28 protein-coding genes and 1 pseudogene are annotated in these 25989 nt (G+C 64.4%); 15 read left to right on the plus strand and 14 right to left on the minus strand.

Annotated features, from left to right (window positions below):
* Window positions 1-470 precede the first annotated feature (470 nt).
* The 5 genes from F1D61_RS28745 to F1D61_RS28765 form a co-directional block, all read right to left on the minus strand.
* The gene (locus F1D61_RS28745; protein WP_203155417.1) at window positions 471-1133 is read right to left on the minus strand and encodes a hypothetical protein; all 663 of its coding nucleotides are present in this window, start codon (window positions 1131-1133) and stop codon (window positions 471-473) included.
* 394 nt (window positions 1134-1527) lie between these two features.
* Complete coding sequence (locus F1D61_RS28750) at window positions 1528-1812, minus strand: hypothetical protein (protein WP_203155419.1); 285 nt, start codon at window positions 1810-1812, stop codon at window positions 1528-1530.
* Window positions 1809-2147, minus strand: a complete 339-nt coding sequence (locus tag F1D61_RS28755) for a hypothetical protein (RefSeq protein ID WP_203155421.1) — start codon at window positions 2145-2147, stop codon at window positions 1809-1811. Before F1D61_RS28755 ends, F1D61_RS28750 begins: the two co-directional genes overlap by 4 nt.
* Window positions 2148-2347: 200 nt before the next feature.
* Complete coding sequence (locus F1D61_RS28760) at window positions 2348-2491, minus strand: hypothetical protein (RefSeq protein ID WP_203155423.1); 144 nt, start codon at window positions 2489-2491, stop codon at window positions 2348-2350.
* Window positions 2492-3261: 770 nt separating this feature from the next.
* Window positions 3262-4272: a DUF4238 domain-containing protein gene (locus F1D61_RS28765; protein WP_203155425.1), complete on the minus strand. Its 1011-nt coding sequence runs from the start codon at window positions 4270-4272 to the stop codon at window positions 3262-3264.
* Window positions 4273-4533: 261 nt separating this feature from the next.
* Between F1D61_RS28765 and F1D61_RS28770 the strand changes: the two genes are divergently transcribed.
* Complete coding sequence (locus F1D61_RS28770) at window positions 4534-5217, plus strand: hypothetical protein (RefSeq protein WP_203155427.1); 684 nt, start codon at window positions 4534-4536, stop codon at window positions 5215-5217.
* Between the two features lie 385 nt (window positions 5218-5602).
* Here the strand turns inward: F1D61_RS28770 and F1D61_RS28775 are convergent, their stop codons facing one another.
* The 3 genes from F1D61_RS28775 to F1D61_RS28785 are packed head-to-tail and all read right to left on the minus strand — an operon-like array spanning window position 5603 to window position 7232.
* Window positions 5603-6073 (minus strand): hypothetical protein, encoded by a 471-nt coding sequence (locus F1D61_RS28775; protein WP_203155429.1) that lies wholly within the window; start codon window positions 6071-6073, stop codon window positions 5603-5605.
* Window positions 6070-6507, minus strand: a complete 438-nt coding sequence (locus F1D61_RS28780; protein WP_203155430.1) for a hypothetical protein — start codon at window positions 6505-6507, stop codon at window positions 6070-6072. Before F1D61_RS28780 ends, F1D61_RS28775 begins: the two co-directional genes overlap by 4 nt.
* Window positions 6508-6509: 2 nt before the next feature.
* Window positions 6510-7232 carry a hypothetical protein gene (locus F1D61_RS28785; protein WP_432443332.1) on the minus strand — a complete coding sequence of 241 codons (723 nt, stop codon included), beginning with the start codon at window positions 7230-7232 and terminating at the stop codon, window positions 6510-6512.
* A 214-nt stretch (window positions 7233-7446) separates the two neighbouring features.
* Here F1D61_RS28785 and F1D61_RS28790 point away from each other — a divergent pair, with 214 nt between their 5' ends.
* The 5 genes and pseudogenes from F1D61_RS28790 (at window position 7447) to F1D61_RS28810 (ending at window position 10339) form a co-directional block, all read left to right on the plus strand.
* Entirely contained in the window at window positions 7447-8295 is an 849-nt protein-coding gene (locus F1D61_RS28790; protein ID WP_203155432.1) for a DUF5677 domain-containing protein, read from the plus strand.
* A gap of 112 nt (window positions 8296-8407) precedes the next feature.
* Window positions 8408-8677, plus strand: a complete 270-nt coding sequence (locus F1D61_RS28795) for a hypothetical protein (RefSeq protein WP_203155434.1) — start codon at window positions 8408-8410, stop codon at window positions 8675-8677.
* 331 nt (window positions 8678-9008) lie between these two features.
* Window positions 9009-9206 (plus strand): annotated as a pseudogene (locus tag F1D61_RS35470) (N-6 DNA methylase); the annotation flags it as partial.
* A 276-nt stretch (window positions 9207-9482) separates the two neighbouring features.
* A complete protein-coding gene (locus F1D61_RS28805) occupies window positions 9483-9641 on the plus strand; it encodes a hypothetical protein (RefSeq protein WP_203155436.1) in 159 nt (52 codons plus the stop codon).
* Between the two features lie 296 nt (window positions 9642-9937).
* Window positions 9938-10339, plus strand: a complete 402-nt coding sequence (locus F1D61_RS28810; protein ID WP_203155438.1) for a hypothetical protein — start codon at window positions 9938-9940, stop codon at window positions 10337-10339.
* A gap of 29 nt (window positions 10340-10368) precedes the next feature.
* Here the strand turns inward: F1D61_RS28810 and F1D61_RS28815 are convergent, their stop codons facing one another.
* Window positions 10369-10746: an H-NS family nucleoid-associated regulatory protein gene (locus tag F1D61_RS28815; RefSeq protein ID WP_203155440.1), complete on the minus strand. Its 378-nt coding sequence runs from the start codon at window positions 10744-10746 to the stop codon at window positions 10369-10371.
* 148 nt (window positions 10747-10894) lie between these two features.
* Here F1D61_RS28815 and F1D61_RS28820 point away from each other — a divergent pair, with 148 nt between their 5' ends.
* Together F1D61_RS28820 and F1D61_RS28825 are read left to right on the plus strand one after the other, a co-directional pair.
* Window positions 10895-11185 carry a hypothetical protein gene (locus F1D61_RS28820; protein ID WP_203155442.1) on the plus strand — a complete coding sequence of 97 codons (291 nt, stop codon included), beginning with the start codon at window positions 10895-10897 and terminating at the stop codon, window positions 11183-11185.
* 734 nt (window positions 11186-11919) lie between these two features.
* A complete protein-coding gene (locus F1D61_RS28825; RefSeq protein WP_203155444.1) occupies window positions 11920-12687 on the plus strand; it encodes a hypothetical protein in 768 nt (255 codons plus the stop codon).
* A gap of 95 nt (window positions 12688-12782) precedes the next feature.
* On the opposite strand, the gene ldtR is transcribed toward F1D61_RS28825, so the two are convergent.
* The 3 genes from ldtR to F1D61_RS28840 form a co-directional block, all read right to left on the minus strand.
* On the minus strand, window positions 12783-13298 hold the full coding sequence (gene ldtR, locus F1D61_RS28830; RefSeq protein WP_203155446.1) for a transcriptional regulator LdtR: 516 nt from the start codon (window positions 13296-13298) through the stop codon (window positions 12783-12785).
* A 174-nt stretch (window positions 13299-13472) separates the two neighbouring features.
* The gene (locus tag F1D61_RS28835) at window positions 13473-13934 is read right to left on the minus strand and encodes a DUF6163 family protein (protein WP_203155448.1); all 462 of its coding nucleotides are present in this window, start codon (window positions 13932-13934) and stop codon (window positions 13473-13475) included.
* A 4-nt stretch (window positions 13935-13938) separates the two neighbouring features.
* Window positions 13939-14991, minus strand: coding sequence for an enoyl-CoA hydratase/isomerase family protein (locus F1D61_RS28840; RefSeq protein ID WP_203155449.1), 1053 nt, complete (start codon window positions 14989-14991; stop codon window positions 13939-13941).
* Window positions 14992-15464: 473 nt separating this feature from the next.
* On the opposite strand from F1D61_RS28840, the gene hemB reads away from it, so the two are divergent.
* Genes hemB through F1D61_RS28855 form a run of 3 tightly spaced genes read left to right on the plus strand, consistent with a single transcriptional unit; the run spans window position 15465 to window position 18201 of the window.
* Window positions 15465-16514, plus strand: a complete 1050-nt coding sequence (gene hemB, locus F1D61_RS28845) for a porphobilinogen synthase (protein ID WP_203155451.1) — start codon at window positions 15465-15467, stop codon at window positions 16512-16514.
* A 14-nt stretch (window positions 16515-16528) separates the two neighbouring features.
* The gene (locus F1D61_RS28850) at window positions 16529-16912 is read left to right on the plus strand and encodes a hypothetical protein (RefSeq protein WP_246775589.1); all 384 of its coding nucleotides are present in this window, start codon (window positions 16529-16531) and stop codon (window positions 16910-16912) included.
* 47 nt (window positions 16913-16959) lie between these two features.
* Entirely contained in the window at window positions 16960-18201 is a 1242-nt protein-coding gene (locus F1D61_RS28855) for a threonine ammonia-lyase (protein ID WP_203155455.1), read from the plus strand.
* A 21-nt stretch (window positions 18202-18222) separates the two neighbouring features.
* Here F1D61_RS28855 and F1D61_RS28860 read toward each other — a convergent pair whose 3' ends face one another.
* Window positions 18223-19062 carry a transporter gene (locus tag F1D61_RS28860; RefSeq protein WP_203159330.1) on the minus strand — a complete coding sequence of 280 codons (840 nt, stop codon included), beginning with the start codon at window positions 19060-19062 and terminating at the stop codon, window positions 18223-18225.
* A 719-nt stretch (window positions 19063-19781) separates the two neighbouring features.
* Between F1D61_RS28860 and F1D61_RS28865 the strand changes: the two genes are divergently transcribed.
* The 4 genes from F1D61_RS28865 (at window position 19782) to purB (ending at window position 25007) form a co-directional block, all read left to right on the plus strand.
* Window positions 19782-20300 carry an RDD family protein gene (locus F1D61_RS28865; RefSeq protein ID WP_203155456.1) on the plus strand — a complete coding sequence of 173 codons (519 nt, stop codon included), beginning with the start codon at window positions 19782-19784 and terminating at the stop codon, window positions 20298-20300.
* A gap of 159 nt (window positions 20301-20459) precedes the next feature.
* Window positions 20460-21212: an arginyltransferase gene (locus F1D61_RS28870; RefSeq protein ID WP_203155459.1), complete on the plus strand. Its 753-nt coding sequence runs from the start codon at window positions 20460-20462 to the stop codon at window positions 21210-21212.
* A gap of 156 nt (window positions 21213-21368) precedes the next feature.
* A complete protein-coding gene (locus F1D61_RS28875; protein WP_203155460.1) occupies window positions 21369-23261 on the plus strand; it encodes an autotransporter domain-containing protein in 1893 nt (630 codons plus the stop codon).
* Window positions 23262-23696: 435 nt separating this feature from the next.
* The gene (purB, locus tag F1D61_RS28880; protein ID WP_203155462.1) at window positions 23697-25007 is read left to right on the plus strand and encodes an adenylosuccinate lyase; all 1311 of its coding nucleotides are present in this window, start codon (window positions 23697-23699) and stop codon (window positions 25005-25007) included.
* A gap of 37 nt (window positions 25008-25044) precedes the next feature.
* Here purB and F1D61_RS28885 read toward each other — a convergent pair whose 3' ends face one another.
* Window positions 25045-25959 (minus strand): peptidoglycan-binding domain-containing protein, encoded by a 915-nt coding sequence (locus F1D61_RS28885; protein WP_203155464.1) that lies wholly within the window; start codon window positions 25957-25959, stop codon window positions 25045-25047.
* Between the last annotated feature and the right edge of the window lie 30 nt (window positions 25960-25989).

Consider the following 25989-nt stretch of genomic DNA (forward strand, 5'->3'; position numbering starts at 1 on the left):
TGCTGGATAAGATCGCCCTGACCGACGCCGTGATGGCGCTCCCATACCTTGCTGCCCATCTCCTCGATGCTCTCTGGCCCGTAGAGGTGGTGCCGCTCGCACAGACAGATCGTGTCGAGATCAGAGGCCCGCTTACCCATCCCGGCACCAGAACGGTGGTGGACGGTCCTACGGCCCCCGCAGTGGGCATTGGCAACGGCGCAGGGTAGCTGGACCATCAACGCCATGTACTGGCGGCCCTGAGTGCCGTCCTTCCGCTTCACCGGCTTCCGCTTCAACGGGGTGCGCCGGAGGGTAGACGTGGCCTTGAGGGGCGTCTTGGTCCTGAGCGGGGTCTTGCGCTGGAGCGGAGTGCGTCTCAGTTTTCGAGTCTTAACATTGCTGTTGAAACCTTTTAACATACCTTAACTACTCACGCAGTAAAAAGCCCGGGATAGATCCCGGGCCAGCAACTTTTCAGAAGCCTTACTTTACACCTTGAAATCGGAAGGCGTCCAATCACCCCAACGCAGCAATACCTCATTGCCATCGTTGTGGATAATATGGGCACCGTTCATCAAGCACTCAAGCGCTTGGTGGGCCAGCGGCTTAGTATAGAAGGCGTGATCTTCCAAAACCCCTATGGTTTTGTCGTCGAAAACTTTAATGGTTAGTTCGACTATGTCCTTATCTGTGAGCGCAGATTGGTTTTTATCGCGCGCTCGGGCAGCGTTTTCACGGTTCGCGGCCATAGCATATAGCATGATACGGTCGCGTTGGCTTTTTAGGCGGCTAGACAGCAATTTATAAGCTTCGCCAAAAGTCGGTGCGATCTTCTGACCGAAATCGCCCATCAGTCGGACTTCAGTCAAAGGCGTATATGCACCTTCCTGGAACTTGCGCACCGAACTTTTGAATTCCTGGGCGCTTCCAATCTCCACCTTACTAGGCGGTGGTATCTTACTCAACGCCTCCCTAATCCTTTCGACATTGTACCCCTTTTGACTAACTTTTTTTGAGACAAGCGGTTTCGCGATCACCTTCTTCGCCGCAACTCCGGCGATTGCGATCCTTCCCCATAAGGCCATGGTGGTATCGGCGGAATGACGTAGAACGAACCGAGCGCCAAGGCTCCGGTCGTGCCCCAGGCGCATTTTTTCCAGTTTCGGATAAAAAAGTTTCTATCTTCGAGGATTGGTAGCTCCGGAATTGGCCATTGGGGTATCACAGTAGTGGGGGAGAAAGGGCCTTCCGAACCGTTCATCGCATGAACTCCGGCAGACCAAGCCGTTAACGATACGGCTTCGATCCAGCTGATGAACCGCGATACGACTCAAATCGTTCCACGACCTTCTCAAAGGTGTCAGACCTGCGGCACTCGTACAGGCAATTTTCCCACCCCTTACAGCGCTTTAGCTCTAGATTGGACTAGTTCTCACTTCAGCAAGGAGAGCTGGCGATTTAAGTCAACGCTTACAACCTCTGCGTTCACTCGCCGCCACCGCGTGCTGAAAAAGTCACCCGAATCAAATATGCTCACCAAAACAGTTAACTCTCGTTAGTTGGAGCCAGCCCTATGATGGGCAGGCCATTCTTTTCAGCAAACCAGCGGCGGACAGAAAGGCTTTCTGATCCGGCCACCACGGCTGCACCATCCAGCACCAGGCTCCGCGGAATCCATTTCTGCTCGACCTTGGCGTAGGCGTTCATCACGTCCCGCCGCAGCTCGAAGAGAACAGCCGCATCGCTGGTGCGGATGACGGTACCGGCGACCCTCACCCAGTCCGTGTCCGGCGCGCGCGGCGGGGCACGGTAGATCTTGCGGCCTCTCATCCCTCGCCGTTCAGGAACGCGATTTGGCGCAGGGTGAGGAACACGCGCTTCTGGCGGTTGCGGGGGCCGAACCGCTCTTCCTGCAGGTAGACGCCGGAGCGAGCCAGGATCGTGCGCACGCGGCTCTGGATGGAGTGGGAGAGCTTCACCGGCTGCAGGTAACTGATGAACAGACGCCGGATGCGCACCTCACTGTATTTCCCGCCGGTCATCAGCGCGACGAGCAGGATACGCTCCTTGGTCTTGGTCAGGCGGGTGTCCGCGAGAAGCTGGCGAGCGTCCATGTGGCGCGGGGACGGGAGCCGGGTGGACGCCTTGGCTTCCGCGTCTTCCATCGGCATCCGCTTCGACGGGAAAGGCGCACATACAACCGACTCTCGCGCGCTTTCAAGCAACGCTTTCAGAGATATAATTTCACAGGTTTGCCGGTAGGTATCCGCCTGCTGTTCCTGGCTAAGCGGGAACCCCCGCAGGGCCCATGATACCGTGGCCATAAGTTTGTTGAACAATATCCTCACTTTCTCTTGGGGGTTAACTAGGCTGCCAGGGCAACGGCGATGGAAACCACAACGACCGCCCCACCAGCCCAGGCGGCGGCTTTCCACAAAGCGTATTCAACCGACTCCGCGGCCGTCATGTTGAACAGGTGACGGCTCATGTAGATGTTGTAGCGTTCCATGGTTTCTTGCCTTTCGTTATGGGGTCATGCTCTGCTTGTTTTAAACTGACGTCAAATAGTATTTTAATTGACGTTCAATTTTATTCGGCCGATAGTCTGAGAGCAAAGAAAGCATATATATGATAGGTATTGTGATGGAGGGACCAACGCCGCCTCAGAAGCCGAGACCGCCTGGCCGACCTGTGGTTTACCCATTTGAGCAACTGAAACCGGGAGAAAGCTTTCTCGTGAGCCTTGAGGGGCTTTCTCGGCTGCAGGCGCGCCGCAAGTTCCACAACCTACGCACACGGAAATGGAAAATGGAGCAGAAGCTATCCTGCAGCTTCACCCTTACGCCGGATGAGGAGAAGAATGCTTTACGTGTCCGGAGGGAGGGCTAATGCCACAGCACATCGTCTACGGCTACAAACCATTCACAGCGGTCGAATTGGCCTTTGCCAAAGCTAAGCACCTTAAAGATGGCCCGCCCACGCTCGACAATGTGTCTCCATCTGAGGACCGGATCTTCATGCGCGGGCACTGGAGGGTTCGGCAGTGCAAGCTAGCTTCACAGGCCGGAATTGATCCTAATGTTTTCAGCCAGAGGGTGAAGATGTTGGGCACAGTTTCCAGCATTGCCCCTCCTTACCCTATCGGACGCTTCCATCGTGAGGACCAGATACAGGCGAACTGGAAATATCTCAGCCGTCCCCTTAATCAGGGGAAAGGTGGCTGGAGAAGAGGTGGTAGATAGTGTAAGGCCATTGAAGGCGGCCCTTCTTTCGCCAACGTCAGCCGGCCCTTGCGGGCAAACGAACACCTCGGCGGCGAGCTTTCCTCCTTAGATCTTCCATTGCTTCCTGCGTCGAGCCGTACTGCTGCATACGTTCAATGAGTGATGGGCGCTGGTTCGTGCCCATATATTGCTGCACAAAGGGGAGCTGTACGTCCCACTGGCCGTAAACATAGTTCACGGCCTGAGAAACCACCGCCATGTTCACGATGTGTGCCAATTCAGTTGGCGGTTTTACCATCATGAAGTTGACAACACCTTTATCCTTAACCGCATAGAATATTTGTTTTGGGCCGATTGGCAGAATGATATGAGAGTTCGGATCTTCCAGGCCGTCGGAGAGTAGAATCGGGCGATCAGAGGTAAGGAGAGCTGGCGCTCCGACTGGCAGAGTCAGGCTGCCCCAGTGGAGACTAATGACGACCTCGCCTATACGTGGATTATTGATAAGAGGTATCAAGGCATCAAGCGCGCGATGCTCGATCGATTGTAGATCCATGGCTGCGAGTACATCGTCAAGCCGCTGTGGCATGCCTGGCCGCCACACGCGGCTTTTGTAATACTTGCGTCGATCAGGATTCGGTTTCAACCAATTTTGGATATATCTCTCCTTGTGCAACTTGATGTCCTCGGGCATCCGCATGAGCAGCGAGAGCAAGAAACGCGTCCAGGCAGAGCGCTTTTCAGGGTTGTTCATTGCTCTGCGACCCGCGTTGATATCCTGCAGCAACTCAGCGGCGCGGGTGTCCACTGGCTTCAGAAACTCCCTCTCGAACGCCTCCCGAAGTTCCGGGTCCTCAAGCCCAACGAAATCATAAAGCCCCCGGACGTATCCCGTGCCGGAAGGATGTGTTCGGCGTGGCTTGACCGCTCCGTTCGCCAGACGTTTGTACTCGCAGATCTGACCATCCTTGTTCAGCCATTGCTTGAGATAAAATACTGGCATATAGTGATGTTTTTGGCTGTTACGCCTGTCGTTAGTCATTTTGCGCATCATCTCGTCGATCATGATTTTCTCTGAACATTAACTCTGTTCGAGGCTTGCGAGATTGGGAATCGTGCCAAACTCCCCCTTCGCCTACTAACTCGACTGTGCTATCTCCGAAATCACTGATGATTGGCCTATGAGAATGGGGCTCGAGAGGCAAGCCAGTGGAGGTATCTGCGACTGCACCCGAATCCTTCAATAAACGATAGCTAGCTGTTCTCTATCGCATCGGCTGACACTAGGTGTAACAAACGCATGTCTGAAAGAATAAACTATCCCCTGATGAGCCGCCGTTCTTTGTTAATGACCGGCGCAAGTTTCGTTGCACTGAATCATTCCCCGGGCATAGCTACAGCGCAGGTCAGCGCTTGGTTCGAAGTTGCTCAGACGGTAATCAAGGCGATTGGTGATAACGCAAGCTATATATTTGGATATTTTTCTACCCGAGAAAGCCCGCAAAGTGAGCTTTGCCTGTTTCCTGTCAATAAATTATTAGATCTGGAAACAAGACTTTATCGTCTCGCTCTCAGTATAGACTCCCTAGACGGCGAGCCGTATGGCGACGTAGGAGACGAAGGTCTTCTAAAAGCTATAAAAGATTATAGTCAAAATCCATCTAAGAAGAATTTATTGCGGCTTCGCGACAATCAAGGTCGTTTTTTTGAAGCTGCAACGCTTTATATACTTGAAATTATTTCTTCTGAGCGGCTAATGTCTGCTGTGCAATCTCAGTATAAGCCCGCAAATGTTGCTTCTATTACATTATCGGAAGCAGTAACGCTACGGAACGCATTGGAGAACCTTCAATATCTGATGCGAACCCTACGCAGTGATACTAAGGTTCCTGAGATCAGCGATCTAACGCGGCTGAATGAACCTCTTCGAATTGCTGAGTTCAAAGTAAGAAATGCTTGGGTATTAATAAAAAACATGGTTAGAGAACGCGAGAAGGTAGTGTGCAAGTAAGATGTAATCTAGCAAATATGCTTAATTTATAATTCTTTCCATCTTTTAACTGCAATAATATCGTTGGGGGAAGGCGTTTTCCCCCGACGTTCGTCGGTTTGTATTCGAGCGTATGCATCAAGGCCTGCCTTTATAACTGCCCGGCGATTCCTAGCCTCGTCGGAGGTCGGGATACTTAGCGCAACTTTTCGCCACTCCTCATTCCTCAGCCACTTGCTGAGGGCAGGGACGTAGCGCCGATCCTCTTTCCGCCAGCCGGGCCGCTGGGCGAACGAGGGCAGCGCCCGTATGATGAGCCCGAAGGACGGCTTGAGACCCTTGGCTACCCATACATCCCATGCCTTGCGAGCGTCAGCCCGGTCAGGGTTTAGGAGCGCGTATGCGCTCAGCAATTCCATGAATTGAGAATCATCATTCCAAACACCCCCGAAACGCCCGTAGGGGGTAAGGGGGTATCTGTTTCAGTATTTTCTTTTTCAGTATTACTAGAGGCGGGTTTTCCGCTGCGGTTTTCCCGCGGCGGTTTTGCCGGAGCGGACAATCCGCTCTGGTTTGATTCGGTACAGATTTCATATTCATAAGCCGCAAACTGGCCTGTTTCAGTTTTGGAACGCTCGCGCTTGAGCCATCCGCGGTCCAGAAGCTCCTGCAAGCCAGCCCTAACAGCGTCCTTTTGATCCTTACTTTCCTTCACCAAAGCGGACTCATAAAATGTCCAGTCATCCGGCTTGGAGTACATGAGGCAGTAGAGGCCCTTGGCCTTCAGAGACAGCTCAGCGTCGCGCAGGAGCGCGTTGGGCACCGTGGTGAACCGCGAGGGTGCCTTACGCAGGCGATTGGGGGATGCCGTGGTCATGACCGGTCCTCCAACAGCTTGACGGCCTCAGCGCCGATCAGCGGCCTGCCGTTGCCATCGAGGAGGTAGGCCGCAAAGACGTGCCCAAACGACAGCGCGCCGGACTCAACAGCCGTGACGTTTCCCTTCACCCAGTCGCGGATGATGCTGTCCGCCGCCAGCAGGCCCTTTTCCAGCGCCGCGCGCTCCCACTGGGCAGCAGTACCGCGGCGGCGGCTATTCCAGGGGTTGGCCTTGAGGTAGAGCGCCGCCCACCCACCGGCCGATACCCGGAACTCCACCGGGTGCCCGCGCCAGCGGAACTGGAGCATAATGGTGTGGGTGGCGAAATCATCCATGAAGCCGATTTGATCACAGCCGAACCGGCGCAGGATCTTCGTGGCTTCAGCGCGGGCAGAGGCGCCGCTTGTGGCATTTTCGTAGGGTAGAGACATGGCTATGCCTCCACCCGCTTGAACTCAACGACCCAGACCCATGGCGACGCGTCCCAGCTTCCGGCGCCATTTATGCTGTCCCAAAATTTTGGAAACGCCTCGGCAGGATTGGGGCCGAACGCCATCATCTCACGCTGGCATCCTCCTTCGGCCTTGATGTCGTCTTTGCTGATGTCCTGCAGCCGCTCCACCCGCACGCTGACAATCTCCAGCAGGATGCGGCTGGCCCACCGGGGCATGTGGATGGACGACCGCCAACGCATCTCGCGCTCAGCTAAAACCTCTCCCTTCAAGCCAATTAGATCGTAGAAATTGCATGGGTTCACGTCTTCGCCATCAGCGGCGTAATACAGCCCTGATTTAGTGCTGAAACGAGCGTCACCGTTTAGGTGCTGGCGAGCTTCTTCCAGTGTTCCGGGCCAATCATAGATGTCCGACTCTCCGCCGGTCTCATAATCGGTGGTTTCGCGGACTACCTGCCACGTCTCCCGCACCCAAAGCCGGTCACCCGGCTGGCCGTAGGGGCAGCGGACCCACTGAACGCAGTCCTCAAGCGGATTTTCCTTAATGTGATGGGAAAAGCGGGCACATAGGCCATTCCCAGTGCCAAAGAGCCGACAACGTAGCTGATAGCTTTGCAGAAACTCCCAATGGTGGCCGCGCGGCTGGACCTTGAGCGTCCGCCGGGTTTGGGTTTTGCGCCCCTCAAGGATGGCGCGGACCATAGGTCCAGAAAATAAGATTGGGCGTTCTTTTACGCGGGCATGTTCATGCACGGCCTCAGCTTTCTTTTGTGGCTCCCTCAGCTAATGTTTAGCCAGGCGGGCGCTGAGGGCGACCCGCCCGCAGCTATTCAGCTTGCAGCTTGGGTTCATGTCAAATAGTTTATTGCTTCTGTTCGTCACGTGTGCGGGCACTATGAGCACAGAACCAGACTCAATGCCGTTGGATGAGCGTGTAAAGCTGATCCGGGAGATGATGGGACTCATCGACACTGTTATTGGCGACATCAGTCGGATGCCCTTTGCTAAAGGGTCCGATGAAGAGCTGTATCAGATTGTCAGACGCGCTGCCGTAGTCCGGCAGAGGGAGGGGTTAAATGCTATCCTGACTCTTTGTGAAACAGGGCACGGTGCGTTCGGTGTATGCTTACTACGTCCGGCATACGAAGAGATGCTGTGGCTGGAATACCTGGCCAAACACCCCGATGTCGCGGCCAAGCTGATTGTGAACATGGCACGCGAGAATGCCAGAGAAGCTATGCAAGTGCAGCTCGACTACATCGGACGAGACGGGATGAAGGCGGTTGGCTTCACGATGAAATTTGTGAAGCACTTCCTGGCGGCTAGCAGCGAAGCTAGCGCAACTCTAAAATCGCTAGGCAATAAGCTCGGATGGCGACAGAATTCTGTGAAGCCGACGGTCTCTCATATTGCTCAGCAGGTTGGGAGAAAGGCGGAATACGATTTCATATATGAGGCCACGTCGAAATTTGTGCATTTTTCACCTAACGAACTGATGCGCCGGGCCTGGGGCACTCACAAGGAGATGCACATAGCGTCCAAGAATTTCACCAGCTACTGGGCTCCATTTGCACTGCACTGGGGACTAAGAATTTTGATGGATACCATGATCGTATCGCTCGGTTCACACGATGAGAAATCTCCGGCCTCAGAGCAAGCCCATGCGAGGATCATGGAAATCCTTGAGAGTGGCGTCGTGCCGCCAATACCGATCATAACCCCTGTTGAGCTGGCTTGGGGAGATAGGCCCTCCCAATCCGCTTAACGATGGTCGGTTAATGCAGAAGGTAATCTCGGCCCTTACGCAAATACTTTTTCTGGACAAAGGTAAGCTACTGGCAAAGGCTTGGTGGTTATCTCACACCGGAGCTTTTTCCATGGAAACCGACGACTATGTGCCGGTGAAGGTCTTTGTGACCCTGATAAGGGTGGACCGGCAGGGCTACACCCGCGAGGGCTACTACTACGGGGCCGGTCAGAACGGCCACCGGTGGAGCATCTACGGGGAAACCTGCTGCATCGGCCTGACACAGGGCTTTGTGCGCGGGCGTGACGGCCGACGCACCCGCGCCCAGGCCATCAAGGAGGCCACCGCCGTCCTGGTCGGCTCCGGCCACTACCGGCCGGATGAAATCGTGATCGAGTAGCCCCGCAAGGGGCTATTCCTCTGCCCCCATCTGCCCCGGCCTGCCGTCCTGACGGCCCGGGGCTCACCGGCGACCCTGCGGCCAGTCCCCGAGGCCGCCGATGTATCCGGACGCCCATCACATCCTGAAACCGCTGGATCAGATTGCGGCCCGGGGGCACCCGTTCTCCCGCGTCTTTGCGGACTGGCTCACCATGTCCTGCTGCGCCTTCACCGGCGGGAAGCAGGAGGAGCTGTATCTGGAGACGCTACGCCCCTACCTCGACAACCGCCGGAGCGGCGACCGCAACGCGGACCTGTTCTCCTCAGCCCTTGGGGGCTGGCTCTACGCTATGAAGGAGGCTGACCGGCGGGGCGAGTTCCGGGACTATCTTGGCCATATCTTTCAGGACCGAGTGACCAAGGGCGAGAAAGGCCAGTTTTTCACGCCCGAGCATCTTTGCACGCTCATGGCCGAGATCACCGGCCCCATCGAGCCCGGGGCAAGGGTGAACGATCCAGCCTGCGGCAGCGGGCGCACCCTGATGGCCGCAGCCAGCAAACAGCGTCATGCCAAGTTCTGCGGCAGCGACCTGGACATGAACTGTGTCCGAATGACCCACCACTGCGAGATCGTCGAGACCGGCAACGAGAGCTGGCGCTTCAAGAACCGGGCGTGAGGGCGGCCTGTGCGCGGCTCATCCTGGCCCCCTGCTCAGCCCGGCTGCGCCACCCCGACCCGCTTCGCCGGGCTGAGCAGGGGCGTCGCGCATGCTCAACAAGGGGGCCCGATTGGACGCCGATCAGGGGTCCCGTTCCGATGCCGTTTGACATTCTGGCTGGAGGTCGAGCCCGCCTACCCCTACCGGGCGCGTCTCCACGCCCCCGGCGAGGTCACCAAGCATCTCTCTTACGAGGAGGCATGGAAGATGTTGTGGGAGCAGCACTACAGCCGCGTGATGCGCCAGCAGGCCATCCGCTTTTAGGAAGGAGGTGATCCCTATCTCGTGAGGCACCACGTTACGGTCCATGTGGGAGACCCCGCCGCAGTGATGCGCCGGGGTTTCTTTTGTTGGTGGGGTACCCCTGCCCCTTCAGCGCCTCAAGGCACGCTGCCGCTCTCCGGCCTTGACCCGCCGCCCGGTCCGGGAAGTCTGGCTGCCATCGGACCGACGCCTTGCGCGGTCACATTGCCCGTTCCCGCCCTGATATGCCCCGACACGCAAGCTGCCGCCGGGCCCGAGGGCATGGCCCAATCCTCCCGCCAACCGCAGGAGGACCCATGACCCCCACCAAGCCTGCCACAGCCACCCCGCCGCCCGGCCCGGCCGCCGCCGCCGTTCCCATCGAGGAGAGACCCAGCATCCGCGAGCGCGCCCGCGCCGCTATCCATCACCCGCTGTTTGCCGCCGCCTTGTGCGGCATCGTTGCCGCCGGTGCGGTGGCGTTCTCCGCCAGGGGGTGCGAGCTGCACATCCCCGAGCCTATCCAGAAGCTGCTGATGAAGACGGACGAGCCCAGGCCGGTGCGCCCCATCCCCATCACGGTACCGGAGCCGTTGCCGCCGCCCCCGCCGCCGGTGCGGTACGTGCAGGAGCCCGCGCCGGTGACTCTGCCGCCCCCGAAACCCAAACCGCCGGTGCAGCGGTGCATCAAGGTCAACGAGTTTCGTATCTGCAAATGAAAGAGGCCCGGGGTTTCCCGGGCCTTTCGTCATTCTGCCGCCTGCTGGATCAGGTATGCCTCTTTCGGGAGGCCGCTTTCTTCCATCTCGGCCCGGAGCCACTTCGGATCGGCACCACGGCCAGACCAAGTAACTCCCGGCTCTTTCTTCGATTCGTACTTAGGCGGCGCGGGCTTGCCGGTACGGCCTTCTCCTGCCTGCTTAGTTTGGAGCGCAGGTTCCGGCCGACCGGTCAGCGCGTCCAGCTGGGCGAGCTGGTCCATGAGTTCCTTGCGCCGCTGGGCGGCACCTTCCTCGATGATGCGCTGAAGGACGTGGAGGGTAGATACCTGCTGCTCAAACTCCAGTTGGCGGAAGTTTTCCACCACGTCGGCCGCGTAGTCAGGTTCCTGAGATTTAGCGGCCATGGGCCACTCCGTAAAAGGTATGAGGAAGCCTATAAGGCCCGGGAATTTTCACCGGGTCAATAGGGCTTTCATTTTCTCACTAGGCTGAGTTTTTTAATTGACGTTTAATAGGTTTTTAATCATATTAAAGGACAACGAAAGACAGAACATGAGCGCAACAAAAGTGGCGGTTTATGCCGAGCGTATTCTGAGGGCAAAAGGAACCTCTCTCAAAAACTATATGCCCAGCAGCCAGACCGATATTCTTAATGCAGTTTCAAGCGTTATGCAGGAGGTCGAAGCTGATGTTCGCGCATCACTGAATGCGCCTTCACTCACTGGTGACACTCACTCGCTGATTAAGGATCTATGGTGGTTCATTGAAAATGTGAACGAGGATTCAAAAGATAGGGCTGACAGGTTCTTTTCCTTGCGCGAGAGAGTAAGGGAAGCCCTCTAGGTATGCCCAAAGCTCCCCCTCCTCTTTTCCACCTCTTGGTTTTGAACGGGGAGCCTTTGGCCCCGCCGCCGTCACCGGCGGTGGCGAGAAAGTGCAGAGCGCGAGTACCTGCAATTCCTAAGCCCGCGCAGCCGGTATGCCCGTCTGAGAAAGGGAATTGGCTATCGGAGAGAAAGCGGGAGTTGGGCCTTACGGCCCAGCGTAAAAGATGGTTGGGCCGGTCGCTTGCGCGCCCGGGTGATAAGGGAGGGGACAATGCATGAAAGGCGGAGCGAGGCCGGGAGCCGGGCGCAAGCACGGGTCAGGCAAGTGGGGGTGCAAGACCGTCTTAGTTCGAGTGCCGGAGCATCTTAAGGCCGAGGCTTTGGCTTGGGTGGCCTCCCGGATCAACGGCGGCCCCGGCGGGGAAGTGCGGGTGGCATCAACCGGAGAGGCTGGCCGGAGCCCTGTCGGGCTCCCCACTCCTTCCGTTGCGCCTCGCCCCGGCCATCGTGAGTGCCCCCAGCGGCCAGTGGGTAGCGGTGGGGACCCTGCGCCCACCGCTCAACCAGAAGGAAGCGAAGGACGAATCAGCCGCCTTGAGGCAGCCGTGGAAATCGGTCGCACCTACATCTTAGGTGCTCTCAGCCGTAACCGCGGCAAGCCGTGGGCCATGGAGATCTACCGGCGCGACCTCGCCAGCCTGAATCAGGCGCTAGGCCAGCCAGAAACCCCAACCAACGGAGACTAAGGATGTGAACGCCGTTCCCCAGCTCGCTTTCGATTTTATAGCCCCGCCAGTTTCAGTGCGGACGCCAACACCCATTGCCGACCGCATCATCGCGGCAGGGCTGGAGGCAAACGACTTCCTGCTGAACCTCAATAGGGGCCTTACGAATCCGGACGAGGTACCCGCACCAAGCCGAATGTACCGCTTCCCCATTGTGTACCAGGAGCCTGATGAGGAATACGGTGAGCCAGAGGCTTTGTACCTGCGCCATCCGGGTCTTGCGCGGATGCCCTTTGTGTTGCGCGTGCAGGAGCTGCTGGGGGTGGCGATCAAACCCCGCGAGTTGGACAAATTCGGGCGGCCATATTGCGAGCTTGCTCAGTGGTGGCACGCGACCGACCTGATGAGCGACGCTCACTGGCAACGCTTGTGGGAGAGCCGCCACCTGACCACTGAGGATCACATCGTTCACGCCATCCAGTTTGGCATGGAGCTTCCCGCCTCATGGGAGGGGAAGAGCAAACGCCAGCCCCGCCTCTCAGTAACGACTGCCCGGAGGCTGCTGCTTGAGATGGGGCATGGGGAGCCCGCCGACCGGAGCGAAGCGGCGATTCTGGGCGAAGGTTTGAGCCCCGGCCACATCGGCAAAACGTGGGCTCTAAACGTGCGCGCGCCCGGACCAGCCGGTGCATGGCTAATTGTCCACGGCATCGAGGACAATTGGTTCACGCGCGAGGGTGGGGGCCACCTGGTGCTTTCCCCGAAGTGCCTCACCGCGCGAGGGCTGTCCTGACTGGCGCGCAGCTGGCGCGCACCCGGATGACCCACGAAGGGACCGGGTGCCCCAGTTCGCCCCCTGTTCACGGGGAAACGTGTGATTTCTCAGGACTATAGCCGGTAGCGGATCTGGTCGGTCCAGAAGCGCTCGAGGCGGGCGAGCGCGGTGTTGAGGCGGCCGAAATCGTCCTCCGAGATGCCGCCGATCGGCTGGATCGTCTTGGAGTGCTTCTCGTAGAGCCCGCGGACGATCTCGTGCACCTCGTGGCCCTTGTCGGTGAGGCTGATGCGGACCGAGCGGCGGTCGGTCTTGGAGCGGGCGTGGTGCAGGTAGCCGGCCTCGACCAGCTTCTTGACGTTGTACGAGACGTTCGAGCCGAGGTAGTAGCCGCGGGTGCGCAGCTCGCTCGCGGTCAGCTCCTTGTCGCCGATGTTGTAGAGCAGCAGCGCCTGGACGCTGTTGACGTCCTCGCGGCCGCGGCGGTCGAACTCGTCCTTGATCACGTCGAGGAGCCGGCGGTGCAGGCGCTCGACCAGGTGGAGAGCCTCGAGGTAGTGGGGACGGACAGCGGTCTCGGTCTCGGGAGCGGAGGTCGTCTGCGCCACCTTCGTCGCCTGGGTCTTCATCGGAACGCCTCACTCTGTACGGGGGTGCTCGGCGGTTTCGTCCCGCTCCGCTTATGGGTTCAAATTAGGGAGCGCCCGTGAATGTGAGTTTAAACGACAGGATAAATTCTCGATTTACCTCTGTCGGTAAACCGAAGATGAACCTGATCGTTCACTTTCGAGAAAGGTTGAGGATCAGCGTAGTTCGCGCGACGCGAGCCAAGAGACTGCGAAGTAGACCACGATGATCACGCTGTCGAAGGCGAGGCTCGGAATCGACATCGGCAGGAGCTGCGGCGTGAGCAGCGCCAGCACCATCGCCGAGGTGGCGGCGAGCAGCCACACCACCCCGCCCCAGGCGGTGGCGAGCCACAGGCCCACCGCCGCCAGCAGGTTGATGACGCCGAAATAGACGATCACCGCCTGCCGGCCGATCGGCGCGGTCTCGAACGGCGCGGCATTGGGGCGGGCGCCCAGGATCTCGGCCCAGGCGCTCAGGCCCTTGACCATCCAGACCACCGCGACGACCCGCATCAGCCAGACCAGCACCACGTCCCAGCGCGTCTCGGGCCGCGGGGGCCGGCGCTCGATGCGGTCGGCGACTTCCTCGGACCCTGCGCGCCGGGGGCCGCCCCGGACCTTGCTGAGAGAGCGCATGGCCTTAAGTGAAGCTCGGCTCGCCGGGCATCGGCGCGAAATGGGCCTCGATGTCCTCCGGCCGGACCGCCTCCAGGGTGGCGGGCTGCCAGTCCGGCTTGCCGTCGCGGTCGATCAGCACCGAGCGTACGCCCTCGTAGAAGTCGTGCCCGCGCAGGATCCGGCACAGGATGCGGTATTCGAGCTGCATCGCCTCCGGGAAGGACAGGGTGGCGCCACGGCGCATCTGGGCCAAAGCCAGGACGAGGCTGGTGGGCGAGCGGGTGCGGATCGTCGCGGCGGTCTTGCTTGCGAAGTCCGACCCGGCGGCGTCGAGCCGCGCCAGCACCTCGGGCACGCTGTCGGCCGAAAAGCAGGAATCGATGAGCGCCCGCTCGGCGTGGAGCGGCCCGGGGGCCGGGGACTCGCCGGCGCCGATCGCCGCCTCGACCGGCCCGCCCTCACCGAGCGCGTCGCGGATCTCGGGGAAGCGGGCGGCGGGGGCGGCGTGGGTGGCGAGCCCGAAGGCGACGACGTCGCCCTGGCCGATCCGCTCGCCGGTGAGCGCGAGATAGGTGCCGACGAAGCCCGGCAGCCGCGGCAGGGCATGGGTGGCGCCGACATCGGGGAAGAAGCCGATGCCGGTCTCGGGCATCGCGAAGGTGGTGCGCTCGGCCGCGACCCGGTGCGAGCCGTGCAGGGACACGCCGACGCCGCCGCCCATCACGATGCCGTCGATGAGCGCGATGTAGGGCTTCGGGTAGCGCTGGATCAGCGCGTTGAGCTCGTATTCCTCGCGAAAGAAGGTCTCGGCCTCCGTGAAGCGCCCGGCGCTGCCCTCCTGGTGGATGCGGCGGATGTCGCCGCCGGCGCAGAAGGCGCGCTCGCCGGCGCCCTGCACCACCACCCGGGTCACCGCCGGATCGGTTGCCCAGGCGTCGAGCGCCCGGCGCATCGCCCGCACCATCTCGAGGGTCAGCGCATTGAGGGCCTTCGGCCGGTTGAGGGTGATGAGCCCGGCCGCACCCCGCCGCTCGCACAGAACCGTGTCGTCCGCCGTCACGTCCGCGTCGCCCATGATGCACCCTCCCGGTTAAGGGCGGTTAACCGGGTGCGGCCCGCCGCGTCAACGGCACGGGATGTCAGGGGCAAAGAAGGGCGCGGGTAATCCCCTCTCCCCGCGGGCGGGGAGAGGGCTGCATTCCTGTTCAGGGAATGCAGCAAGCCCGCAGGGCGAGGGTGAAGGGGTCTCGACGCGTGAGGCTCCTCCGGAAACACCCCCTCACCCTCGCCCTGCGGGCTTCCTGAGCCCCTTCGGAGCTCAGGCCTCTCCCCGCCCGCGGGGAGAGGGGAAACTTGAGCCTCTTCTTTTCCCCGACAAACCTGCATCACCGGCGCGGGCGCCGCCGCGGCCCTGCCATGCGCCCGCTTCCCGTCCCTGCACCTCCGCCCGGGTTCTGGCGCCGCCCGGAACGTGCTACCTGCGGATTGGACGAATTCGACGAAGAATCAGGCCCGGCGCGGACGGGCCACGAGGAGGCCCGATCCCGGATGTCGCAGATCCAGCCGATGCCCCGGCCGCTCGCCCGGGAAGCCGCCCGGACCGAGCCGGCCTCCCTCGGTCTCACCCAGCGCCCGCGGCGCAACCGCAAGGCCGAGTGGTCGCGCCGCCTGGTGCGCGAGACGACCCTGACCGTCGACGACCTGATCTGGCCGATCTTCCTGATCGAGGGCGAGGGCCGGCGCGAGCCGGTCGCCTCGATGCCGGGCGTCGAGCGCCTGTCGATCGACGAGGCGGTGCGGGCGGCCGAGAAGGCGGCGTCCTTGCGCATCCCGGCGCTCTCGTTCTTCCCGTTCGTCGAACCGTCCTTGCGCGACGCCACCGGCTCCGAGGCCTTGAACCGCAACAACCTGGTCTGCCGCGCCGTGCGGGCGGTGAAGAAGGCGGTGCCGGAGATCGGGGTCATCACCGACGTCGCCCTCGATCCCTATACCAGCCACGGCCATGACGGCCTCCTGGAGGACGGGGTCATCGTCAACGACGAGACGGTGGCGCTCCTCGTCGAGCAGAGCCTGATCCAGGCCGAGGCCGGCACCGACGTGATCGCCCCCTCCGACATGATGGATGGCCGCGTCGGCGCGATCCGGGCCGGGCTCGACCGGGCCGGGCACCGCGACGTGCAGATCATGACCTACGCGGCGAAGTACGCCAGCGCCTTCTACGGCCCGTTCCGCGACGCGATCGGCACCAACGCCACGCTGGTCGGCGACAAGCGCACCTACCAGATGGATGCCGGCAACACCGACGAGGCCCTGCGCGAGGTCGCCCTCGACCTCGACGAGGGGGCGGATTCGGTGATGGTGAAGCCCGGCATGCCCTATCTCGACGTGATCCGCCGGGTGAAGGAGACCTTTTCGGTCCCCACCTTCGCCTACCAGGTCTCGGGCGAGTACGCGATGATCGCGGCGGCCGCCCAGAACGGCTGGCTCGACGGCGACCGGGCCATGCTGGAGAGCTTGGCCGCCTTCAAGCGCGCCGGCGCCGACGGCATCTTCACCTACTTCGCCCCGCGGGTCGCCGAGCGGCTGCGCCAAGGTTGACCCCGGCAGCGAGGGTGAGTCCGGGACTCGTGGCAGGGCTCGCGGCGCTCACGGCGCTCGCGGGCCTCACCGCCTGCGCGGGCAGCCCGGACCCCGAGCAGGCCCGGATCTGCCGGCGCACCCTGCCGACCCTGGTGCCGGCGGGGGCCCGCGTCACGGTCCTGCGCGAGGCCTCCGGGCCGCAGGACCGCAGCATCCGCATCGACTTCTCGCAGGACCGCGCGGGCCGCAGCCCCCTGCCCCGCTACGCGGTCTGCCAGTTCTCGGGCTTGAGCCGCACCGATCTCTCGGGCCTGACCAGCGACCGCGGCCCGGTCGGCGGCGCGGCGCTCTACCTGCTCAAGCACTACTACCTCGACACGCCGGACGCGGCGGTGGCCGAGCCGGGGGCGGGCTGACGCCGGCCGGTGCAGGCCGTACAGTCGGGCTGCCCGGAGATTCGCGCTTGAGCCAGCCCTACGCCATCACCCCGGACGACGTGGTCCGGGCCGCCCACACCATCCGCGGCCACGTGCTGCGCACGCCCTTGGTGCCGGCGCCGCGCCTGTCGGAGCTGACGGGCGCGCGGGTTCTGGTCAAGCACGAGAACATGCAGGCGACCGGGGCCTTCAAGGAGCGCGGCGCGGTCAACCGCCTGAGCGCGCTGACGGAGGCCGAGCGCCGCCGCGGCGTGGTGGCGATGTCGGCCGGCAACCATGCCCAGGCCGTGGCCTACCACGCGAAGCGCCTCGGCATCCCGGCCACCATCGTGATGCCGGCGACGACCCCGCTGGTGAAGGTCGAGAACACCCGCGCCCACGGCGCCACCGTGGTGCTGGAGGGCGAGACCCTGGTCGAATCGGCGGCCGCGGTCGACCGGCTGGTCGAGGCGCACGGCTTCGTGCTGGTCCATCCCTACGACGATCCCCTGGTGATGGCCGGCCAGGGCACCATCGCGCTCGAGATGCTGGAGGACGCCCCCGACCTCGACTGCCTGGTGGTGCCGATCGGCGGCGGCGGCCTGATGAGCGGGATCGCGATGGCCGCGAGCCTGCGGCCGCGGGTGGCCTTGTATGGCGTCGAGGCCGCGCTCTATCCTTCCTTCCTCAACGCCATCGACGGGCAGGACCGGCCGATCGGCGGGCCGACGCTCGCCGAGGGCATCGCCGTCAAGACCGTCGGCCGCCTGACCCTGCCGATCATCCGCGACCTCGTGCGCGAGATCGTCCTCGTCGACGAGCCGCAGATCGAGCGGGCGGTCCATGACTACGCCACGCTCCAGCGCAGCCTCGCCGAGGGCGCGGGCGCCGCCGGCCTCGCGGCCTTGCTGGCCCGGCCCGATCTCTTCGCCGGCCGCACCGTCGGGCTGGTCCTGTGCGGCGGCAACATCGACGCGCGGCTGCTGGCCTCGGTGATGGTGCGCGAACTGGAGCGCGCGGACCGGATCATCTCGTTCCGGATGACGGCGAGCGACCGGCCGGGCGTGCTCGGCCAGGTGGCGGGGCGGCTCGGGGAACTCGGGGCCAACATCCTGGAGGTCTCGCATGGCCGCCTGCATCTCGACGTACCGGCCAAAAGCGTCTCGATCGACGTGACGATCGAGACCCGGGGCCCGAGCCATACCGCCGAGATCCTGGAGACCCTCAGGCGAGAGGGGCTGGAGCCGCGGCGGATCGGGCCGCTTGGCAACGCGGCGACGGGCGGCTGATCCACCGGTCGCCGCAGGGGTTCAGCGCGACTGCTCGCGGGTCACGAGGGTGCGGTTCGGCGCCGCCTCCTGCTTGTCCTGGTAGAGCGGCACCACCGCCCGCAGCCACGCCCGGGTGTCGCGGCCGCCGTAGTTGCGGTCGACCAGATCCCGGGTGACGTAGGCCTGGAGATTCACCGGGCCGAAATTGTAGCCGATCAGCCCGCCGACCGCGATCTGCCCCTGGGGCCGGGCGCCCGCCACGCCGGTCGGCAGGTCGGTCGAGGCGAAGGCGACGCCGCCGACCTGCCACTTGCCGAACTTCTTCGTCGCGGTCAGATCGAGGTTCAGGTAATCGGGATAGACGGTGCCCGAACGAGACCTGTCGTCGAGGAAGTGGCCGTAGAACAGGTGGCCGGTCAGGTTCCAGTCGTTGCCGACGTAGCTCAGGGCGAAGCGGTGCGTCAGGGACGAGGTCTGGATCGCGAAGCCGGTCTGGCTCGGCAGGTAGCCGCCGAGGAGATAGCTGAAGCCGACATCGCCGCCGAGGTCCCAGGCGAGCTGGGCGGCGAGCAGCGGCTGGCCGAGGCCGCTCTGCCAGTCGCTGTCCTGTGGCCTGATGGCCGAGTACGATCCGGCGGCGAAGAGCTGCAGCCGCCCGCCGAGGATGTCCCACGGCGTCGCCCAGGCCAGGGTCGTGGCGTTGACGTTGAGCGGCGTCACCCCTGGGCCGGTGTCGCGGACGCCGAAATTCGTCGTCGTGATCCAGTACACGCCGTGCGGGATCTGCGCACCGACCGGCAGCCCGAGCGACTGGCCGGGCTGCGCCGCGGAACCGGCCCGGGCGGGCCCGGACGCCGCGACGAGGAAGCAAGCTGCCACCGCGGCACCGAGCGCGGCAGCGTGCGGCCGTCCCTCCCGTTTCGGGCTCGTCCTCGCATGAGGGGCTTCTGCCAAGGATCGTCCTCCCGTTTGTTTGTTTGTTGAACGAATGACGACCGGGTTTTAATCTCGCATCGCATCGGCTCCGTCGCTGTCCCGGGTTTTTCCTTAAGTCGCGTTCCCCAGAGGAACTGGGCGGAGCCGTGTCGCCTCGGGCGTCGCGCGTGGCCGGTGCCGGGGTGTCGCGCTCACCGCCGTCCCGGCTGCGCCGCCCAAAGCCGCATCCCGGAATCGCGCCGGTCGAGGGATGTCGCCGCCCGGTCGGCCACCATCGGCGCGTCGAGGAGCGGCAGGGCCGTCGCAACGGCGGCGAGCCTTCGGGAGACCGATCGTCGTCATGGAAGCCATCCCCGATCTTTCGGCGCCCCGCCGTGGAGAAGGACGCCGATTGCGCTGGAACGACCTTGATCGACGACAAACATCATCGATGTGCGTGAACACACACCCAGTCTATCGCCAGTTTAATCCCCCATCATCTACGGCAATGTGTGCAGAGGCACGGGATGGACCGACGGGCGCCGCATTCGCGGGATGACGCAGGTGCGAGATCGGCCGACGCCGTCACCCCCCGGGACGAGACGCCCGGGAGCGAGTTGCCCTTGAGAGCGATGGATGCCGCGCCCACCTATGGCACCTGGTGGACGAGCGGAGACGAGCGAATGGCGAATTCCTGGCAAGGTGGTCCCCAGGGCGGGTCCTATGGCGGTCCCTACCAGCAGGGCTATGCGCCCCCGCCGGGCTGGGCCGGGCCGCCGGTGCTGGTGGCGCATGGCTCGCTGTCGCGGCGCTTCATCGCCTACCTGCTCGACATCGCGTTCATCTTCGGCTTCAGCTGCCTGTTGTGGCTGGCGATCTCGCTCCTCGGGGTCATCACCTTCGGCGTGGCGTGGGCGCTCTACGCGATCCTGCCGGCGAGCGGCGTCATCTACAGTGCGATCACCGTCGGCGGGCCGCGCCAGAGCACGCTCGGCATGCGGATGATGGGCCTTCGGGCGGTGCGGGCGACGACCGGCGGGCCGATCGACTGGATCACGGCCGGCGTCCACGCGCTGCTATTCTATGTCGCGCTGTCGACCTTCCTGCTCTGGCTCCTCGACATCGGCATCGGCGTGGTCCGGGCGGACCGGCGGATGGGCCACGACCTGATCCTCGACCTCGCGGTCGTCCGCGACGCGTGAGCGACTGAGGCTGCAACCTTCGGCGCCGGTCGCGCTTACATCCAAGGAATTCGTGCCGGCGCGGCCCGCCCCTGTTGAGGCGGGCCGCGCCGGTGCTATCCTGGCCATCCCGGCGCCTGTGCCACCCCCCTGGCCGGCCCCCTGCGAGACCGACGACGCGTGACCAGCCATCCGCGGGACGCACCGCAATTCTACCTCACGGCGCCCTCGCCGTGCCCCTACCTGCCCGGGCAGCAGGAGCGGAAGGTCTTCACGCATCTCGTCGGCCGGCGCGCCCGCGACCTCAACGAGATCCTGACGCAGGGCGGCTTTCGCCGCTCGCAGACCATCGCCTACCGGCCGGCCTGCGAGACCTGCCGGGCCTGCATCTCGGTGCGGGTGGTCGTGGGAGACTTCGCGCCCAGCGACAGCCAGCGCCGGGTGCTGAAGCGCAACCGCGACCTCGTCGGCCAGGCCCAGGCCAACCGGCCGGCCTCGGAGCAATACGCGCTGTTTCGCCGCTACCTCGATGCCCGCCACGGCGACGGCGGCATGGTCGACATGACGGTGCTCGACTACGCGATGATGGTCGAGGACAGCCACGTCGAGACCCATCTGGTTGTCTACCGCAAGCGCGGGCCCGACACCGCGATCAACGGCCGCGGCACCGGTTCGCCGATCGCCGTCTGCCTCACCGACGTGCTCTCCGACGGGCTGTCGATGGTCTATTCGTTCTACGATCCGGCGGAGGCCGACCGTTCGCTCGGCACCTTCATGATCCTCGACCACATCGAGCGCGCCCGCAGCCTCGGCCTGCCCTACCTGTATCTCGGCTACTGGGTCGAGGGCTCGCGCAAGATGCAGTACAAGGCGAAGTTCACGCCCCAGGAGCGGCTGATGCCGAATGGATGGGCCCGGGTGGAGGAAGCCTGAAGACGCGAAGACTGTCGCGGGCCGGCCACAGGACGGCCCGTTTTCTTGTCTGTTGCGTAACGCCATCACCTCGAGCTTGACCGGACTGGCCCCGCGCCCTCCCATGGCGAGGCCGCAGGCGCGTGAAGAGCGCCGCGGGCTGCGGGGGAGACGACGATGGGCAACGGGTTCGGGCGCCTGCGCCGGGCGGGATGGATCGGTGCGTGGCTCGCCGGGACGGCGCTCGCTGGCGTGCAGGGCGCCTCCGCGCAGGGCGTGACCGGGCTGACGGTCTTCGGCGACAGCTACGCCGATACCGGCAACATCGTGCGCCTCACCGGCCGCCCCCTCCCCGCACCCTACCTGGACGGCCGCTACTCCAACGGCGCCAACTTCGTCGACGGGCTCCAGGCGATCTACGGCCTGCCGAGCGGGGCGGTGACCAACTACGCCGTCGGCGGCGCCCAGACCGGCACCGGCAATGTCGGCTCGCCCCTGCTGCCGGGCCTGACCCAGGAGGTGGCGGCGTTCCTGGCGAGTGGCCAGCGCCTCGGCCCCGGCACCCTCGTCGCCATCAACATCGGCGGCAATGACGGCATCGCGGCGACGCTCGGCGGCCTCACCCCGGCCCAGGCCCCGTTCCTCGGCCGGGCCTCGGCGGCCAATGCGGTGAGCAGCGTCGGCCAGATCGTCGGCGCCGGCGCGCAGACGATCGTGTTCAACGGCTTCACCACCCTGAACGGCCTGCCGCGGGTGGCCGCCTCCGGCAACGCCGCCTCGGGCGACATCTTCGCCCGCAGCTACTTCGATGGGCTCCAGGCCGGCCTCGCGCCCTACGCGACCGCCGGCACCCGGATCTTTCTCCTCGACAACGGCCAGATCTTCCAGCGCATCATCGCCGATCCGGGCCGCTACGGCTTCACCAACGCCACCGCGCCCTGCGCCCTCGTCGCCGCCTGCCTCACGGCGCCGAAGGCGGTGCAGAACACCTTCCTCTCCCTCGACGGGGTGCATCTCACCGAGGGCGGCTACCTCGTCCTGTCGCGTTACATGGCCAACGCGGTCGCCGCGCCGAACGGCATCGCCGCCCAGGCCGAGCTCGGCCAGATCGGCACGACGAGCTTCGCCGGCGCCCTGCTCCAGCGCCTCGACGCCTACCGGCTCTTCGCCCCCGCTCCCGGCGCCGTGACGGGGGCGCTGGCGGGCTCCGGCGTCGCACCGCTCGGGGCGGCTGCGAGCCCGCTGATCGTGTGGGGCCAGGGCGGCTATGCCGGCGGCAGCCGGGCGACGCGGGGCTTTGCCACCGGCTACGATTACGACAGCCCGAGCGGCACGATCGGCCTCGAGGCCACGCCGACGCCCGGCATCCGCTTCGGCTTCGCCTTCAACTACGCCAACCCGCACGCGAACCTGCGGGGCGGCGCCGGGTCGATCGACATCGACAGCTACGGCTTTGCCGCCTACGGCTCGTTCACGGGTCGGAACCTGTTCGCCGACGCGGTCCTGGCCTATGGCCGCCACGACTATGCCGTGACCCGGCCGGGCTTGATCGACCCGCTGAACGGCGCCACCGGCGGCGACAGCGTCGCGGTGGCGGCGAAGGCCGGCTACCTGTTCGACGCGTTCGGCCCCGTCCGCCTCGGCCCGATCGTCGGCCTCACCTACGCCACCACCCGGGTCGGCGCCTATACCGAGCGGGGCGACCCGGTGCTGACGCAATCGGTCGGCGCCACCGGCCTCGACTCGCTGGTCGGCCGCGCCGGATTGCAGGTCCGCGCCGCGCCCTTCAGCCTCGTCGGCCTGCCTTTGCGGGCCTTCGTCAATGTCACCGCCGAGCACGAATTCCTGGAGGGCGGCCGTACCCTGGTGACCTCGCTCACCTCGACCCCGCTGCTGCCGATCCTCACCCCGCTCGGTCGTGGGGCGCGGGGCACCTACGGCCTCGTCGAGGCGGGCCTTGCCGCCGACCTGACGCCGGGGGTGAGCCTGACCCTGACCGGGGGGACGACCTTCGCCCGGACGGGTGGGGATGGGTATGCGGTGAATGGCGGGCTGACGATGCGGTTTTGAGGGGGCGGCGTCTCACGACCACGTTATACCAATGGCCCGAGATGCTGACGCATCGGGCCATTGAGCCATCTCGAATTGTCTATGCCAAGCCAGAGGCTTGACGAAAATTCGAGAACGGAACCGCTTACTTGCAGTACCAGCCTTTCCCATCCCCGACCTCATCCTGAGGTGCGACCAACGGGAGCCTCGAAGGAGGGCTCCAGATGCCAGCGCGATCCCTGGAGCCCTCCTTCGAGGTCAGTCGATTTTCAATCGACTGACACCTCAGGATGAGGTCGCGGGTGGAAACCTCGATCCGAAGGCTCGGCGCAGCCCCGGTTCGAGCCGCAATCGAAGGGCGCTGTGGCCACCGCCCTCCCCTTCCTTGCCTTCTCGACCCGCTTACCCTAGCCGTCGCGGCATCACCCCCCGCCCCTTAGAGCAGGAGCCTCGACGATGATCCCCCGCTACAGCCGGCCCGAGATGACGGCGATCTGGTCGCCGGAGACGCGTTTCCGGATCTGGTTCGAGATCGAGGCCCATGCCACGACCGCGCTCGCCGAACTCGGCGTGGTGCCGAGGGAGGCCGCCGCCACGGTGTGGGAGAAGGGCCGTGACGCGGTGTTCGATGTCGCGCGCATCGACGAGATCGAGCGCGTCACCAAGCACGACGTGATCGCGTTTCTGACCCATCTCGCCGAGATCGTCGGGCCCGAGGCGCGCTTCGTCCACCAGGGCATGACCTCGTCGGACGTGCTCGATACCTGCCTCAACGTGCAGCTCGCCCGCGCCGCGGACCTGCTCATCGCCGATATCGACGGGCTGCTCGCCGCGCTCAAGCGCCGGGCCTTCGAGCACAAGCTGACCCCGACCATCGGCCGCTCGCACGGCATCCATGCCGAGCCGGTCACCTTCGGGCTTAAGCTCGCCCAGGCCTATGCCGAGTTCGAGCGCGCCCGCGCCCGCCTCGTCGCCGCCAAGGCCGAGATCGCGACCTGCGCCATCTCTGGCGCCGTCGGCACCTTCGCCAACATCGACCCGCGGGTGGAGGAATACGTCGCCGCGCAGATGGGGCTGACGGTCGAACCGGTCTCGACCCAGGTCATCCCGCGCGACCGCCACGCGATGTTCTTCGCGGTGCTCGGCGTCGTCGCCTCGTCGATCGAGCGGCTGGCGATCGAGGTGCGCCACCTGCAGCGCACCGAGGTGCTGGAGGCGGAGGAATACTTCTCCGAGGGCCAGAAGGGTTCCTCGGCGATGCCGCACAAGCGCAACCCGGTGCTGACCGAGAACCTGACCGGCCTCGCCCGCATGGTCCGGTCCTACGCGCTCCCGGCGATGGAGAACGTGGCGCTCTGGCACGAGCGCGACATCTCGCACTCCTCGGTCGAGCGTATGATCGGCCCGGATGCCACCGTGACCCTCGATTTCGCGCTCGCCCGCCTCACCGGCGTGGTCGACAAGCTGCTCGTCTATCCCGAGCAGATGGAGCGCAACCTCAACCGGCTCGGCGGCCTCGTCCACTCGCAGCGGGTGCTGCTGGCGCTGACCCAAGCCGGCGTGTCGCGCGAGGACGCCTACCGGCTGGTCCAGCGCAACGCGATGCCGGTCTGGCGCGGCGAGGGCGACTTCCTCACCCTGCTCCAGGCCGATACGGAGGTGACCGCGGCGCTCAAGCCCGAGGCGATCGCCGAGTGCTTCGACCTCGGCTACCACCTCAAGCATGTCGACACGATCTTCCGGCGGGTGTTCGGCAGCGCCGAGTAAGACGTGGACGGGCTGGGCGCCGCGCGGCGCCCGGCCCCTATTCCGGCTTGAGTCCCGAGCGCGCCTCGAGTTCCTGCAACGTCCGGCGCGCCACGCTGGCGCCGGGCAGGCGGCGCTCGCGCTCGAAGCGGGCGAGCGCCGCGCGGGTGCCCGGACCGGCGATGCCGTCGACGGCGAGCGGGCCGTAGCCGAGCTTGATCAGGGCGCGCTGCGCGTAGGCGACCGCCTTGTCGGGCTTTGCCCCCGGCACCGGTGCCGCGTGGAGCGCCGAGGCCTTGACCGCCTCCTCGGCCCGCGCCTCCCGGACCGGCGCATGACTCGCCTTCGCGGAGGCGGCCTTCGCCGCGGTGTCCCTGGCAGGCCTCTCCTTAGGCACCGGGTCCCTGGCGGAGGCTTCCTTCACCGGTGCCGGCTTCGCGGTCCTCGCGGGGGCGGATTTCGGGCCGACCGAGGCGGTGGTGTGATCCTCGCCCCGGATCAGCGCGCCGATCCCGTCGGGCTTTCCCGCCCGTGGGGCGGCTTCTCCGGAAGCCCGTTGCCCCGTCTCGTCCGGTGCGCGGGCCCCATCGTTCGAGGCCCGGGCCGACGCCGCGGAAGCGGCCTTGTCGGCTGCCAGCGTGTCGGCGGGTGCGGACGAGGGCGGGGCCTTGGCGAACAGGGGCGCCGGGTGGCGCCCGGTCTGGAAGCTCAGCGCATTCGCCGCCACCGCCGCCACCGCCCCGAGGACGAGGAGGCCGCCGACGATGCCGGCCGGATGGCGCAGGATCCGGTCGGCCCGGACCCGCAATCGATCGAGGGGGCCGGCGGGGCGCGGAATGGGCCGCGGCGCACGCGGCGCCCGGGGGGCCGGCCGGGCGCGCGGCGCCGGGCGCGCCTCTGCGGTCAGCGCCAGGTCGGGATCGGATCGCCGGGCTGCTGCCTCGGCGGGTTTCCGGGCCGGCGCCTCGGACATCGCATCTCCTTCCGGCGTTGGGCGGTCCGG

Origin of the sequence: Methylobacterium aquaticum (assembly GCF_016804325.1) — a bacterium.
In the GTDB taxonomy this organism is placed as follows: Bacteria; Pseudomonadota; Alphaproteobacteria; order Rhizobiales; family Beijerinckiaceae; genus Methylobacterium; species Methylobacterium aquaticum_C.